This is a genomic window from Streptosporangium sp. NPDC006930 (assembly GCF_040635605.1).
In the GTDB taxonomy this organism is placed as follows: Bacteria; Actinomycetota; Actinomycetes; order Streptosporangiales; family Streptosporangiaceae; genus Streptosporangium.
Genome location: NZ_JBEYID010000025.1, coordinates 25279 through 39443 on the forward strand (window position 1 = coordinate 25279; position 14165 = coordinate 39443).

Consider the following 14165-nt stretch of genomic DNA (forward strand, 5'->3'; position numbering starts at 1 on the left):
TGTCGCTGGAAGTGATCGCGGATCTTCAATGGCTGTCGCCGGCCTGACCTACGTGCCGAGGTGGTGTGCTGATGGGCGACCGGGACATCTTGACCGAGGATCAGCCCACGGAGATCCCCCCGGAGAAGCCGGTCGGCCGGTGGGCTCGCCTCGGTCGGTTCATCCGGCCGCGGCGACGATGGTGCCTGGGAACCCGGCTGGTGGTGACCGCCACCACGGGGTGGCTGCTGTTCGTGGTCGTGCACCTGCTGGTGAGCGGCCGCACCTCGCTGTGGGCTCCGCTCGACCTGATGCCGCCGTTCATGTTCGTGGCGGTGCCGGTTCTGGTGCTGGTGGTGGCGCCGCTGGCGCGCCCGGTCCGCTGGCGGGTCATCTCGGTGCTGGTGTTCGCCCTGGTGCTCGGCGCGGGACAGAGCGGGATCAATGTGGCGACCCTCTGGTACACCCCGCCGCCCGCACCGCCCGGGGCGATCACCGTGGTCACCTGGAACACCGAGTTCTGGGACCAGGATTGGCGCACCTCCGACGGAAACAGCTATTCACCCGACTTCTATGACTACCTGCGCGAGATGGACGCGGACGTCTACCTGCTCTCGGAGTATCTGTACGTCGACACCTCGGCGGGGGACATGATGACGTCGAAGTGGACCGCCGACATGGCACTCCGCATCGACAAGCTGCCGGAGTTGCGGCGCGAGTTCCCCGGATACGAGGTCGCGACGTCCGGGGAGCTGATCACACTCTCCCGGCTCCCCATCGTCGGGGAGCGCGGGATCGACATCACCCGGTGGCTGCCCGACGACCAGAAGGCGGTGCCGGAGGTGATGCGGGACTGGCCGACCTCCTACACGGTCGAGACGCTGCGCACCGACATCCAGGTGAACGACACGGTCGTCTCCTTCTACAACACGCAGATCAACCAGCCTCCGATCGAGTGGCGGCTGTACGACGGCGAGGCCCGTGACTCCAACCAGTACGCCCACAGCCGGCGGGAGGCGAGCTATCGGGCGCTTCGCGCGGACATCGAGGCCAACGACCATCCGGTGATGCTCGGCGGCGATCTGAACACCACCTCGGCGATGGGGATGCTCCGGCTGCTGCCGGAGAAGCTGGTCGATCACACCCGGGCGCTGCCGTCCCTCTACCCGGTCACCTACCTCGCGGGAGTCGCCGAGCTCTGGCGGATCGACTGGGTGCTCACCACGCCGGACCTCCTCGTGCACCGCTACGAGATGCCCGAAGCCGCCGGACTGTCCGACCACCGCCCTCAACAAACGGTTCTATCGGTTGGCCACTGAGCCGCGGAAGGAATTCACATGACGGAACCGGCGACGGCGCGGCCCGAGGACGTCGCGGTCATCGTGCCGAACTACAACAAGAAGAAGACTCTCCGAGCCTGCCTGGAGGCGGTGTACGCGCAGACTCACCCCCCGGCCGAGGTGATCGTGGTCGACGATCGCAGCACGGACGGCTCGTTGGAGATCGCGCGGGAGTTCCCGTGCACGATCATCGAACTGCCGAGCAACCGGGGGCCTTCGGCGGCGCGCAACACCGGGGTGGACGCCAGCAGCTCGCCCCTGCTCTTCTTCGTGGACTCCGACACGGCGCTGGCTCCGGACGCCGTACAGAACGCGGTGCGCGCCTATCGGGACACGCCCGGCTGCGGCATGGTCCAGGGGATCTACGACAAGGAACCGCTCTTCGACGACGGCCCGGTGGAGCGCTACCGCGTCTTCTCCGAGCACTTCGACCGCCAGCGGGCGGTGTCCACGTTCCTGTCCAACTCGCTGATCCCGCGCACGGTCTTCCGCGAGGCGGGTGGGCTGGACGAGCGGTTGCGCGACGGTGAGGACTTCGAGTTCGGCAACCGGGTGCCGTCCAAGTACCGGCTGGTGGTGACCGCGACCGTGGTCACCAGAGCGGACGATGTCGACCGGTTCTGGGAGTGCATGTGGGAGCGGTTCGTCAGGGCCAGCACCCTGCCGGTGATCATGTTGAGGGCGCGGCGGCTGTACGACGACGACACGATCGGATTCCGGCTTGACATGATCGGGCCGGAACCCCGCACCCGCCGCCTGCCGCCACGGATCTCCTCCGTCTCGGCGGCGCTGAGCCTGTTCACGCTGCCGTTCGTCTTCCTCGCGCCGTGGCTGCTCCTGGTGCTCGCGCTGCTGCTGGCGGCGTTCGTGACGGTGAACCGTGACTTCCTTCGATACTCCTACCGCTACAGGGGCGCGGGCTTCGCGCTGCTCATGGCCTCGATGCAGTTCTGCTATCACACGGCGTTCTTCCTCGGAGCCGGCGCGGGGCTGCCACGGCTCGTCTTCGAGCTGCTCCGCCGCCAGGGGCACCCGGCCAAGACCGGCCTGACCACGGTCTCCTCGGCCGGCGCGCCGGAGTGAGCGAGAGCCGGTCGTGGCGCCTGTCGTGGCGTCCGCCTCGTGCGCTCGTACGCGCCCTGATGGCGGCGTTCGCCCTGGTCCTGGTGGGTGCGGTGGCGATGGCGCTGGCCGGGCAGGACTGGAGCGTGGTCTCGGTCATGCTCGCCAGGAGCGACGGCGGGCGGATCGGCCTCCTGCTCGCCGGTGCGTTGCTGATCAGCATGGTCGGGCTGGGGTTCGGCTATCTGGCGTGGCGGGCGGTGCTGTTCGAGCTCGGCCCGCCGGTGAGCGAACCACGGGTGGCGCGCGTCTTCTTCGTGACGTTCCTCAGCAAGTACGTGCCGGGGAAGGTGCCGGGCCTGATCGCCGCGACCAAGGTGGCCACGGCCAACGGCGTCGGTTTCGGGCGGTTGATGAGCACGGCGGCGCTGAGCATGAGCCTCGTCCTGCTGACCGGGCTCACGATCGGGCTGCTCGCGGGCGTGCAGATGCTCGGCACCCAGGTGGCATGGCTGGTGGCGGCGGCGACGGTGCTGGTCGTGGTCGTGCTGGTACGACCGCAGCTGGTCAACCACGGCGCGCACCTTCTGCTGCGGTTGCTGCGCCGGCCGGACCCGACCAGGTCGGCGTCGGCACGTGGGATACGGCTGGCCGTTGTCTCGCAGGCGGTGTCGTGGACGGTCACCGGCCTGCACCTGTGGCTGCTCGCGGTCGCGATGGGGGCCGACCCCGTGCGGTCCCTGGGACTGTGCGTGGGCGCGTTCACCCTGGCCACGACGGTCGGAATGCTGACGGTCGTGCTGCCCGACGGGATCGGTGTCCGCGAGGCGGTGCTGACCGCCGCCCTGACGGTGGTGCTGCCCGCGCCGGCCGCCGCGGTGGTGGCGGTGGCGAGCCGGTTGGTCTCCACGGTCAGCGAAGTGGCCTTGGGAGCGGCGGCGCTGGCGGTGGCCGAGGTCGCCATCAGGCGCGCTCCGGCCTCGGCGGCGGAACCGGAACCGGAGCTGGCGACAGAGCAGGCGACAGAGCGGGCGACGGAGGCCGAAGCGGCAGCGGCACCGGCACCGGCGGGAGACAAGTAGCCATGTCAAGCATCGGAAGAAGACACGAATGCGCGCGAGCGTCCGCCGGGCAGGTCCCCTCCCGGCCGGCGGACGCCCGCCAACCCGAAGGGGGCATCGACCATGGATGAGCAGCGACCGCTGGTCTCGGTCATCGTGCCGAACTACAACTACGCCCGCACGCTGGACCTGTGCCTGAGCGCGCTGGAGCGGCAGGACTATCCGCACATCGAAGTGATCGTCGTCGACGACCGCAGCACCGACGACTCGGTGGAGACGGCCCGCCGGCACGGGGTGCAGGTGGTGGTCACCGACACCAACATCGGGGCGCCGGCGGCGCGCAACCTCGGCGTCCTGCACGCACGCGGGGAGGTGCTGTTCTTCCTCGACTCGGATGTGGCGCTCACCCCGGACACGATCGGGAACGCGGTGGCGCTGCTCACGTCCGATCCCACGCTGGGAGTGGTGTGCGGCACGTACGAGCCCGAGCCGTTGATCCCCGACAGCCGCGTGGAGCGGTACCGCAGCCTTCAACTGCACTACTGGATCTCCGGTGACGCGGGCGACATCACCACGATCTATTCGGCGATCTTCGCGATGTGGGCGAGGGTCTTCCACGAGGTGGGTCCGCTCAACCCGGCGTTGCGCCACAGTGAGAACGCCGACTACGGTCACCGGATCACCCAGCGCTACCGCATCGTGCTGGACACCACGATCAGGGGCGCGCACGACCACGACGACCGGCTGAGCGTGGTGCTGTCGAAGTTCTTCCACCGCGCGCGCCTGCACATTCCGCTGTACCTGCGCCGGCCGGACTTCAACGGCGGCCCGACCAACAGCAGCCGCGGCTGGGGTTCGCTCGCCGCCCTGTTCGCGGTGGTCACCGTGGTGCTGCCGGTGCTGTTCGGCCCACTCTGGGCGCTCGTGCCGATCGTGCTGCTGATCGGCTCCATCGCGTCCGACCTGGGGATGTACCGCTTCGTCTGGCGCTACGCCGGTGCGGCGTTCACCGTCTACTTCACCGCGATCCACTTCCTGGTGAACGTCACCGTCGCGGTGGCGGTGTTCGTCGGCGTCGCGCAGTGCCTGCTGTCCAGCAGGTTCCGGCGCACCTACGACATGCCGAACCCGTCCGCGCCGGCGATGGGGGCGTGAGCGATGACCCGCCCGCTGGTATCGGTGGTGGTGCCCAACTACAACTACGCGGCCTCGCTGGAGCTCTGCCTGCGCGCCATGAGGGAGCAGACCTACCGGCCCATCGAGCTGATCATGGTGGACGACGGCAGCACCGACGACTCCGTCGCGGTCGCGGAACGGCTCGGTGTCCGGGTCGTCCACACCGGGCGCAACATGGGCGTGGCCGGCGCGCGCAACCTCGGCGCCGCCCACACCGGTGGAGAGATCCTGGTGTTCGTCGACTCCGACGTGGCCGCCTATCCCGATGCCATCGAGGTGGCGGTGGGCATGCTCGCGGAGAATCCGCGGCTCGGGGCGGTGTGCAGCATCCACGACCCGGAGCCGCTGATCCGCGACAGCCTCGTCGAGGAGTATCGGGCGCTGCAGTACTACTACTGGACGGCGAGCTCCGAGGGGCCCATCTCGTTTCTCTTCCCGGCGATGGTCGCGATGCGCCGCAGTGTGTTCGACGAGGTCGGGCCGTTCAACACCCGGTTGCGCGAGACCGAGGAGGTCGATTACGGCCACCGCCTCACCCAGCGGTACGACATGGTGCTCACCACGGCGGTGCGGTCCCGGCACGACCACGACGACCGGCTGTTCACGTTGCTGCGCAAGCTGTTTCGGCGAGGGCGCGCCCGGGTGCCGCTGTACGCGCGGCGCAAGCGCTTCGCCCGTGGGTTCGAGACCTCGAACCGGGCCGGTGGAAGTCTCGCCGCCCTGGCGGCGGTGGTCACGCTGCCGGCGGTGGCGCTCGGTCCGGCCGGTGCCGCGTTGCCGGTCCTCGCCCTCGCCGTGTCGATCCTGGCGGACCTCGGCATGTACCGGTTCGTGCTGCGGCGGCGCGGCCCGCTGTTCCTGCTCTACTACGGTACGGTGCATTTCGTGGTGAACGTGACCATCGCCGCCGGAGTGGCGGCCGGAGTCGCGCAGTGGTTCTGCTCCGCCAGATTCCGCCGACTCTACGATTCCGACCTGCTCGTGCGGCCACCGGCAACCGGGGAGGCGACGACATGACAGCTCGCCCGTTCCCGCCCATGACGTCCGCGACGTCCGCGGTGCTCACAACACCCGCGACGTCCCCGGCGCCCATGACGACCGCGACGACCGCGACGACCGCGCCACGCGCACGTTCCGGACCCGGTCGCCGTCGATGACCGATACGCGGGTCGTGACAGCGACCGCAGGGTCCCGGCCCGCGTGGCGGTCGCGCTGGAGGACCTGGCCGCTGCTGTCCGCGCCGGTCGCCTGGCTGGTGTTCGTGGTGCTCCATCGCGTGCTGTCCGGCCGGGTGTGGTGGTGGCAGGTTCCGGAGCTCGTGCCGCCGATCGCCTTCGCGGTCGTCCCTGTCCTGCTGCTCGCGGTGGCCCTGCCGGCGCGCCAGGCACGGGGGTGGATCGCGGCGGTGACGCTCGCCTCCCTGGTGCTCGGCGGAGGCGGGAGCGGGCTCAATCTCGCGGCCCTGTGGCACCGGCCCCCACCCGCGCCGCCGGACGCGATCACGGTGTTCTCCTGGAACACGTTCTATTGGGACCAGCGGCCGGAGAACGGGGCGGCGATGCCGCCGCCCACCGGCACTCCGCCACGTGACATCGCCGACTTCTACCGGTATCTGCACGACCAGAAGGCGGACGTGTATCTCCTACAGGAGTACGTCTACTTCGGCCAGGACTCGAAGGCGATCCGGGTGGACGACCTGGCCAGGCTGCGCCGGGAGTTCCCCGGCTATCACATCGCCGCGGCGAGCGAGCTGGTGACGGTCTCCCGGTTCCCGATCGTCCTGGAGTCGGGGATCGACCTGCGTCCGTGGTTGTCGGAGGAACGCGACAAGGCCATACCTCCCGACCCGGGTCTGCCGGATTTCTCCACGGTGAAGACGCTGCGCACGGACGTACGCGTCGGCGGGGACGGCAGGGACGGCGGAAAGACCGTCTCGCTCTACAACACGCACATCAACTCTCCCGTCCACGCGTTCCCCCGGGGCCCGGATCCCCGCCGCCTCAACCGGACCCAGCACGAGCGGCGGCAGGCCAACCTCCGCGCGCTCGCGGCCGACGTCGAGCGGAATCCGCACCCGATCCTGCTGGCGGGGGACTTCAACGCCTCACCGGCGATGGGCATCCTGCGCCTGCTGCCGGACCGGCTCGTCGACGCCACCCCGGTGCTCGGATCGCTCTACCCCACCTCCTGGGACGACCGCTGGCCGCTGTGGCGGATCGACTGGGCGTTCACCACGCCGGACGTCACCGTGCACCGGTACGAGTTGATCCGGTCTGGCGGTCTTTCCGACCACAGCGGGCAGCGCCTGGTCGTCTCGACGAGCGGTTGACCTGGGAAGAATCGCCCGGAAACGAGGATGCTCAGAAGGACCGGGGAAGAACGGTCAGGGCCTCCGGGACAGCACCCGGTCGGGCAGGTGGGCCGTGGGACGGGTCCAGCTCAGCGATTCGGCGCGTGCTGGCTTCCCGAGGGGCACCCAGCCGAAGCCGGCGTGGTCGGCGCCGGCCAGGACCACGTCCCCGGCCGCCCAGGTCGGCTGATCGTGATCGCCTCGCAGGATCTCCTGGTGCAGCGCGCGCAGCTCAGGCCCCGGCTCGATGCCCAGGTGGTCGGCCAGATATCCGCGCAGGAGCGCGTACTGGGCCACCGCCTCCGCGGTGCGTCCCAGGGCGCACAGTGCGCGCATCAGCATGCTCGCGAGCGGCTCCACGAGCGGGTAGCGGGGAACGAGGGGGGTGAGCTCGGTCACGACCGTGTCAGGCCGTCCCAGCCGCAGGTGCGCCTGCGCCCAGGTGACGACGGCGCCGACGAACTGCTGCTCGATGCTGTAGCGCATTCGGGAGGCCCAGTCTCCCGAGATGCCGGTCAGCGGCGAGCCGCGCCACAGCTCCATCGCCTCGGCGAGTAGTGCGACCCGGACGGAGTCGTCGTTCGCATGGGTCTGCGCCTGTTTCGCGAGCCGATGGAACCGGTGGGCGTCCACCCGCTCCGGGTCGGCCTCCAGCACGTAACCGCCGCCGCGGCGCTCGATGGAGACCGCGGATCCCGTCAGTGCCTGCCGCAGGCGTGCGATGTGGGCGTACAGCGAATCCGTCGCCCGGTCCGGAGGAAGGTTCCAGACCCGGTCGATCAACGTCGGAAGTGACACGGGATGATTGACGTCGACCGCGAGGGCGGCCAGCACCGCACGTCGTTGCGGTGGTCCCAGGGGAACACGCCGGCCGTCGACGGTCACCTCGACCGGACCCAGTATGCGGACTTCCATTCTTTCCTTCCGTGTCGCTTTCACAACGCCGCTTTCACAACGCCGCTTTCACAACGCCGCTTTCACGACGGGACGAGATGGTGGGCGAGCACGAGCGTCACACCCAGGGTGGCGGCCCACAGCACCGAGTTGGCGACCATGACCCGGTCCCGAAGCAGGATCCGGACCGGGTCACCACCGTCGTCGTCTATCAGCTGGATCTGCAGGTAGCGGAAGAGGGCGAAGAGCGCGAAGGGCGTGGACAGCAGCATCGCCGTCTGACCGTACTGTGGGCCGAACGGGCCTTCGTCGCGCAGGTAGATGAGGCCGGAGAGGAGGGCGAGCACGGAGGCGATCTGCAACAGCCAGTTGGTCAGCTCCATCGAGTAGCCACGGAGTGCCGGGCGGTGCGCGGCACCGCTCTTCAGTTCCTGACGTCGCTTGCCGATGAGGAGCAGCAGGGAGATCGAGAACACCGTGACCAGCAACCAGGCGGCGGCCCGCCCTCCGGTCACCTCGTATCCCTGGATGACCCGGAGGACGAAACAGACGGCTATCGTGCCCACGTCGACCAGCGGTACGTGTTTGAGAAAGCCGCTGTACGCGATGTTGATCACGAGGTAGGCGAGGATCGGCCAGTAGGGGCCCGGGGTGAGCCCGACGATGGCGCCGAGCAGCCCGAGCAGGATGGCGCAGTAGACGTACGCGAGCCTGATCCCCACGCGGCCGGCCGCGACAGGACGGTGACGCTTGACGGGGTGGTGCGCGTCACGGTGCCGGTCGGCGATGTCGTTGCCGACGTAGACGGCGGCGGAGGCGAGGATGAACGCGACCGTGGCCAGGACGATCTCACCCAACGCGGCGAGGCTCCACAGGGAGGTGTCGACGAGCGCGATCGGCACGAGGAGGATCGCCTTGGCCGCGTGCGACGGCCGTATCAGCCTGAAGAGGTCCGTGACCAGGTGTGGCCGGGCCTTCGCTGCCTCTTCCGGTGCCACCTCCCGGGGCTGTGGGAGCTCTGGGATGTCTGCCGATTCGACGACGTACATGCTTTCCCCGTCACTTCAGAAGAAGACTTTCGCCAGGGACAGCGCGCCCTGCCGCCACGCGTCGCGGCTGGTCTGGCCGGCGCCCCGAGGCGAGCCGGCGCCGCGATTCTCCCGCCACCAGGCGTACGTGCGGAGAATCGCGTCCCGGTTGGACAGCCGGGGCCGGAAGCCGAGCCGCTCCCCGGCCTTGTCGATGCTGACGTAGGAGTCGGCGAGCAGTTTGTGCACCAGTCGTCCGTACACCGGCGACAGCCGGGTCCTTTCCAGCAGTCGGAGTCCGGTCAGGGCCGGCCGGACGGGCAGTGACACGACACGTTTTCCGTGACCGGCCGTGTCGAGTACCGCCTGGAAGTCCTCTCGCAGCGTGCCGAACTCCGCGGCCGCGAGATTGTAGGTGTCGTTCGCGATGTCGGCCGGCACCGTCAGGACGTCGGCCACGGCATCCACCAGGTCCTCTATGGCGAGCATCTGGATGCGCACGTCCCCGCGGCCGAGGACCGGGAAGTTCCGGCCCTCCTCGGCCCACTCGAAGAGCATCGCGAACAGGCCCATCCGGCCGGGACCGAGGAAGGTCTTGGGGCGCAGGATCGGCACGCACATTCCGCCGGCGCGATACTTGTCGGCGAGTTCCTCCGCCTCGGTCTTGGCCCTGGTGTAGGGGTCGACGGGCTCGCGCGGGTGCTCCTCAGGGGTGGGCACCAGTTTCGGGAGCCCGTACACGGCGGTGGAGGAGATGTGGACCGTTCTTTCCACCCCGGCCCGGCGCGCGGCCTCCAGCACGCTGTGGGTGCCACCGACGATCAGGCTGTGGATCTGCTCCGCCGGATAGCTCGGCAGCGCGCCGGCGCAGTGCACGACCGCGTCCGCCCCGGCCATCGCCTCGGTCATCAGCGAGACGTCCCGTACGTCGCCGACTCGGTGGACGTATCCGGGGTCCGGCTCCGAGGGCGGGCGCAGGTCCACGCCGACCACCTCGTGACCCGCGAGTACGAGCCGCCGGACCAGGTTGCCGCCGAGCATTCCGGCGCTGCCGGTCACTACGACCCGATAGGCCACCGTGACCCCACCTTCTCTCGCACGAACCTGGCGAGCAGGCGCGGCAGGCCCTTGGCCAAGGTCTTGTGGAGGCTCTCCAGGAAGTACTCGAGGTCGTCGGGCTCGATGGCGAGGGTCGGCGCGACGACGAGCGGGTTCTCGACGTTCGGGCTGTAGTACGACACGATGTCGTGCTCGCGGTAGAGTTCCGCGATCACCGAGAGGGTGATCAGCTTGGTGCGGAAATTCGGGTCGCCGGAGAAGCCCGGTGCCAGCTTGCCGGCGAGGTCGAGTACCTTGGGGCCGCCGGTCAGGAACACCCCCCACAGCGCCCCGGTACCGGTCACCTGGCCGACCACCTCCGGATAGCGCTTCTGGATGTTCTCCAGTCCGGGGCCCAGGATGCGCTCGATCTGCCTGGCCCGCGCGGGGTAGTCCTCCTCGACGATCACGTTGATCGCCTCGATCGCGGTGGCGGTCTCCTCGCCGAACCCGTAGTAGGTGGTGCTGTGCAGGATGACGTCGGAGAGCCGGTCGTATGCCTTGCGGAAGATGGGCTCTCGGGCGGTGTACCCGGCGATCGACGCCTTCCCGCCGCCGAGCGATTTCGAGTAGACGAGGATGTCCGGCAGCAGGCCCGGATATCGCATGAAGTAGAAGAGACTGCCGGTCTTACCCCATCCGGTGTACACCTCGTCGAAGATGAGGATGATGTCGTGCTCGTCGCAGAGCCGTCGCAGCCCGTGCAGGTCGGCCTCCGACCAGGAACGCATGCTCGAAGCACTGAAGGGCTCGACCATGATCGCGTAGACGTCGCATTTCCCGTCGGGGGTGCGCGCGGCGTCGACCGCCGCCCGTACGGACGCGAGGTCGCCGTAGGGGTGGATGACGATGCCGGGAAGCCCGGGGAACCGGAACGAGTTCTCCGAGGATCCGGTCAGGCTCCCCGCACCGAGGGTCTTGCCGTGGAAGCTGATGTCGGACCGCAGGATGGTGTTACGCCGTCCGCCGTGATACTTGTACGCCATCTTGATGGCGCCCTCGTTCGCCTCGGCGCCCGAGTTCGGAAAGTAGGAGATGTTCAGGTCGCCCGGCAGCAGCGTGGCCACGTTGTGGCTCAGGGCGGCCACGTAGGGCGAGAAGAACGCCTTGTGGACCTCCATGCGCCCTCGGTCGGCGAACCGGCGGCGGGCGGCCAGGATGCGCGGGTGGTTGTGGCCGTGGTTGAGTACGCCGACCCCTCCGGTGACGTCGAGGATCCGGCGGCCGTCACGGGTCCAGATCCAGGCGCCCTCGGCTCGCTCGGCGAGTTCGCGACCGAAACCGAAGGAGGTCATGAGGTTGACCTGGCTGCGGCTGACGTACTTCCCGTAGAGGTTCTGGACCTGCTTCACGGTAAGGTTTTCACACTCATCGATGCCGATTAGATCCGACACGTCCGCCCTTTCCTGGCGTTTTTCTGAAACTTTCAGCTTCTGGCGTCACGGATGAGTTCGGTTCGAGGATGGCGATCGTCGCGAGGCGGGTGTCCGTCGGGTGCCTGCGGTGGTGCCACCGCTGTCATCGATCAACCCCCGGAGCTTCCTGTGCAAGATGCCGGCCTTCTCTCTACAGATGTGAGAAGACGAGAGAGATGTCGCTAATAGTGATGAATGTTGCTATACCTCGCACCACACAAGTTTGTGTAGGTCGAAGCTTTGCTCGATGAGGCATGGGCGCGAAAAAACGGCGCGGCACGCGATCCCGGGGATTCGCCTTTCGAGGCCCGTGGCCATTACGGAGATGTGGCGATGATTTCGGACATGCCGAATCCGATATTTACGGTGAGATGGATCGAGAATGATTTCACGCGCGGTGAATCCGCGGCCACCGCAGATGCATGGAGAGTGATTTCCGGCGCGTCAGATTCTGTGATTACGGCGGCTGGAGACGAGGATTGTTTCCACCGCGTCAGATCCTTCGCCGGTTTCGATCGCTCATTTCCCATCGCCACGACGGCTGGCGCGAAGCGGCGCCGTGGACGGTCGAGAGACCGGTGACGTCCCCCGCCGCGCCGGGCGCCTGGCGGGCGGTGGAGATCAGGTCGGCCATCTTGGCGTTGAGCCATCGGGGATCGATCGTGCAGTCGTCGGGCGACATGCTGAAGCGGCCGAGTGCCAGGTGACCGAACTTGGCGTCTCGCCTGGCCCGTCGGTGGCGCACGTCACCGAGGGTGCAGGCGATGACGAGAGAGCTGTGAAGCGCCCGCCTCACGGCCTGCACCTGCTCCTCCTCGGTCTCCTCCTGCCGGGTGCGCTCGCGGGCGAACAGGCAGAGCAGGTCGTGCATGCGATACCGGCCGGCGTCGCGCACCTCAAGGAGCTGGGCGTCCGCGAGATGATCCAGGAGGTCCGCGGTCTGTTCCTCCGAGCGATCGGCCAGCGCCGCGGCGACCGCGACGCTGATGTCGGATCCACCGAGCAGGCCCAGCAGCCGGAACAGGCGAGAGTGCTCGGCCTCCAGGGCGCGGTAACTCACCATGAAGCAGGCCCGGACCGCCCGGTCGTCGGCCTGCAGTTCGGAGAGGCGATGATCCTCGACCGCGAGGCGGTCGGCGAGCCCTCGCAGCGACAGGTCCGGCCGCGCCACCAGCCGGGCGGCGGCGATCCTGATCGCCAGCGGCAGGCCGCCGCAGAGCCGCACGATCACGCGCGCCGCCCGTGGGTCGGCCGCGACACGCTCGCCGCCGATCAGGCGGCTCAGCAGGGTGGTCATCTCGTCCTTGGCCATGACGCCGAGGCGGAGATGCGCGACGGTGTCCAGAGAGGTCAGCATCCTCCGAGCGGTGATCAGCACGCGGCAGGTGGGGCTGGCGGGCAACAACGGCCGCACCTGCTCCGCGTCGCGAGCGTTGTCGAACAGGAACAGCAGGTGTCTGCCGTCGGTCAGCGAGCGGAATCGCGCGGACGCCTCGTCCACCTCGGTCGGGACGGCCACGTCGTCGCCACCGAGGGAGCGCAGGAGGCGGGCGAGGACCTCGGCCGGGTGCAGTGGTTTGACGTCGGGGGTGGAGCCGTGCAGGTTCACGTAGAGCTGCCCGTCGGGGAACCGGTCCGCGATCTGGTGGGCGACGTGTACGGCGAACGCCGACTTGCCGATTCCCGCCGCTCCGGCGACCGCGGAGACGACGATACGGCCAGGGGCCGCTGAGGTGAGCGCCGTCCGTAACCAGGAGACCTCGGAGGCACGCCCGGTGAAGGCGGCCGAGGCGATCGGGAGCTCTGCCGGCGCGAAAACCCGGCGGACGGCGACCGACGGTGACGGCGCCGCCAGCGCGGAGTCGTCGGCGAGGATCTGCCGATGCATGCGGACCAGGTCGGGGCCGGGATCGACACCCAGTTCCGCGGCGAGCATCTCCCGCGCGTGCTGGTACACCGCGAGCGCGTCGGCTCGGCGGCCGGAACGGTACAGGGCGAGCATGAGCTGCGCGCGGAGTCGTTCGTTCAGCGGATCCCTGCGAGTCAGCGCCTCCAGATCGGGAAGCACCTCGCCATGCTGGCCCAGCGCGAGGCGGGCCTCCAGCGAGGCGTCCACGACGATCGTTCTCAGCCGTTCCAGCCGTGCCGCCTCGCCTCGCAACGGCTCGGGCAGGGAAAGCCCTTCCAGAACCGCCTCGGCGCGCCACAGACCCAAGGCCCGGGTGTACCGTTCGAGCGCGACGTCATTTCGCCCTTTGGATAACATCAGACGTCCTTGAGCGGCGAGTTCCTCGAACAATCTCACGTCTATTTCATCGGGGGCGACCCGGAGCACGTACCCGTTGGAGCCCGCCTCGATCCGGGAAGGCGAGCCAAGCACCCGGCGCAGCGCGGAGATATAGGTGTAGAGGTTCGACTCGGCGTTGGCGGGAGCCTGTTCCCCCCACAACCAGTCGAGCATTCGATGGGTGGGGATCGCCTTGCCGGCATTGAGGAGCAAGGCGGCAAGCAACACCCGCTGTTTGCGTCTCCCGAGGGTGATCGGTTGCCCGTTGGCCGCTCGCACTTCGATCGGCCCGAGAATCTTGAAATCCATCGGCATCACTCTTCAGCGGATACCATGCACCAACATGAACCGTACAAATGCGTATAAATCCGTTTTTACATAGCGATTCATGATCGTGGGCTCTAACCTTCGGAGGGTACTCACCTGAAGGGAAGAAAAAGATTACGCGGCAGGCGCGCCCGAACACTCACGCTCC

11 protein-coding genes are annotated in these 14165 nt (G+C 68.5%); 6 read left to right on the plus strand and 5 right to left on the minus strand.

Annotation, left to right across the window (positions count from 1 at the left end):
- Nucleotides 1–71: 71 nt before the first annotated feature.
- The 6 genes from ABZ664_RS32710 to ABZ664_RS32735 all read left to right on the plus strand — a co-directional run bounded on the left by ABZ664_RS32710 (nucleotide 72) and on the right by ABZ664_RS32735 (nucleotide 6947).
- Nucleotides 72–1298 (plus strand): endonuclease/exonuclease/phosphatase family protein, encoded by a 1227-nt coding sequence (locus ABZ664_RS32710; protein WP_362518576.1) that lies wholly within the window; start codon nucleotides 72–74, stop codon nucleotides 1296–1298.
- Nucleotides 1299–1316: 18 nt separating this feature from the next.
- Nucleotides 1317–2402, plus strand: coding sequence for a glycosyltransferase family A protein (locus ABZ664_RS32715; protein WP_362518579.1), 1086 nt, complete (start codon nucleotides 1317–1319; stop codon nucleotides 2400–2402).
- Nucleotides 2399–3463, plus strand: a complete 1065-nt coding sequence (locus tag ABZ664_RS32720) for a lysylphosphatidylglycerol synthase domain-containing protein (RefSeq protein WP_362518582.1) — start codon at nucleotides 2399–2401, stop codon at nucleotides 3461–3463. Before ABZ664_RS32715 ends, ABZ664_RS32720 begins: the two co-directional genes overlap by 4 nt.
- A 102-nt stretch (nucleotides 3464–3565) precedes the next feature.
- On the plus strand, nucleotides 3566–4597 hold the full coding sequence (locus ABZ664_RS32725) for a glycosyltransferase (protein ID WP_362518585.1): 1032 nt from the start codon (nucleotides 3566–3568) through the stop codon (nucleotides 4595–4597).
- Nucleotides 4598–4600: 3 nt separating this feature from the next.
- Nucleotides 4601–5635 carry a glycosyltransferase family 2 protein gene (locus ABZ664_RS32730; protein WP_362518588.1) on the plus strand — a complete coding sequence of 345 codons (1035 nt, stop codon included), beginning with the start codon at nucleotides 4601–4603 and terminating at the stop codon, nucleotides 5633–5635.
- Between the two features lie 154 nt (nucleotides 5636–5789).
- Nucleotides 5790–6947, plus strand: coding sequence for an endonuclease/exonuclease/phosphatase family protein (locus ABZ664_RS32735; protein ID WP_362518591.1), 1158 nt, complete (start codon nucleotides 5790–5792; stop codon nucleotides 6945–6947).
- A 54-nt stretch (nucleotides 6948–7001) separates the two neighbouring features.
- Here the strand turns inward: ABZ664_RS32735 and ABZ664_RS32740 are convergent, their stop codons facing one another.
- From ABZ664_RS32740 to ABZ664_RS32760, 5 genes are all read right to left on the minus strand, one after another.
- Nucleotides 7002–7883 (minus strand): BTAD domain-containing putative transcriptional regulator, encoded by an 882-nt coding sequence (locus ABZ664_RS32740; protein WP_362518594.1) that lies wholly within the window; start codon nucleotides 7881–7883, stop codon nucleotides 7002–7004.
- A 62-nt stretch (nucleotides 7884–7945) separates the two neighbouring features.
- Nucleotides 7946–8860, minus strand: a complete 915-nt coding sequence (locus tag ABZ664_RS32745) for a UbiA prenyltransferase family protein (RefSeq protein WP_362518597.1) — start codon at nucleotides 8858–8860, stop codon at nucleotides 7946–7948.
- A gap of 66 nt (nucleotides 8861–8926) precedes the next feature.
- The gene (locus ABZ664_RS32750) at nucleotides 8927–9967 is read right to left on the minus strand and encodes an NAD-dependent epimerase/dehydratase family protein (protein ID WP_362518600.1); all 1041 of its coding nucleotides are present in this window, start codon (nucleotides 9965–9967) and stop codon (nucleotides 8927–8929) included.
- The gene (locus tag ABZ664_RS32755; protein WP_362518603.1) at nucleotides 9949–11340 is read right to left on the minus strand and encodes an aspartate aminotransferase family protein; all 1392 of its coding nucleotides are present in this window, start codon (nucleotides 11338–11340) and stop codon (nucleotides 9949–9951) included. Before ABZ664_RS32755 ends, ABZ664_RS32750 begins: the two co-directional genes overlap by 19 nt.
- Nucleotides 11341–11896: 556 nt before the next feature.
- A complete protein-coding gene (locus tag ABZ664_RS32760) occupies nucleotides 11897–13999 on the minus strand; it encodes a BTAD domain-containing putative transcriptional regulator (RefSeq protein WP_362518606.1) in 2103 nt (700 codons plus the stop codon).
- Nucleotides 14000–14165: the final 166 nt, after the last annotated feature.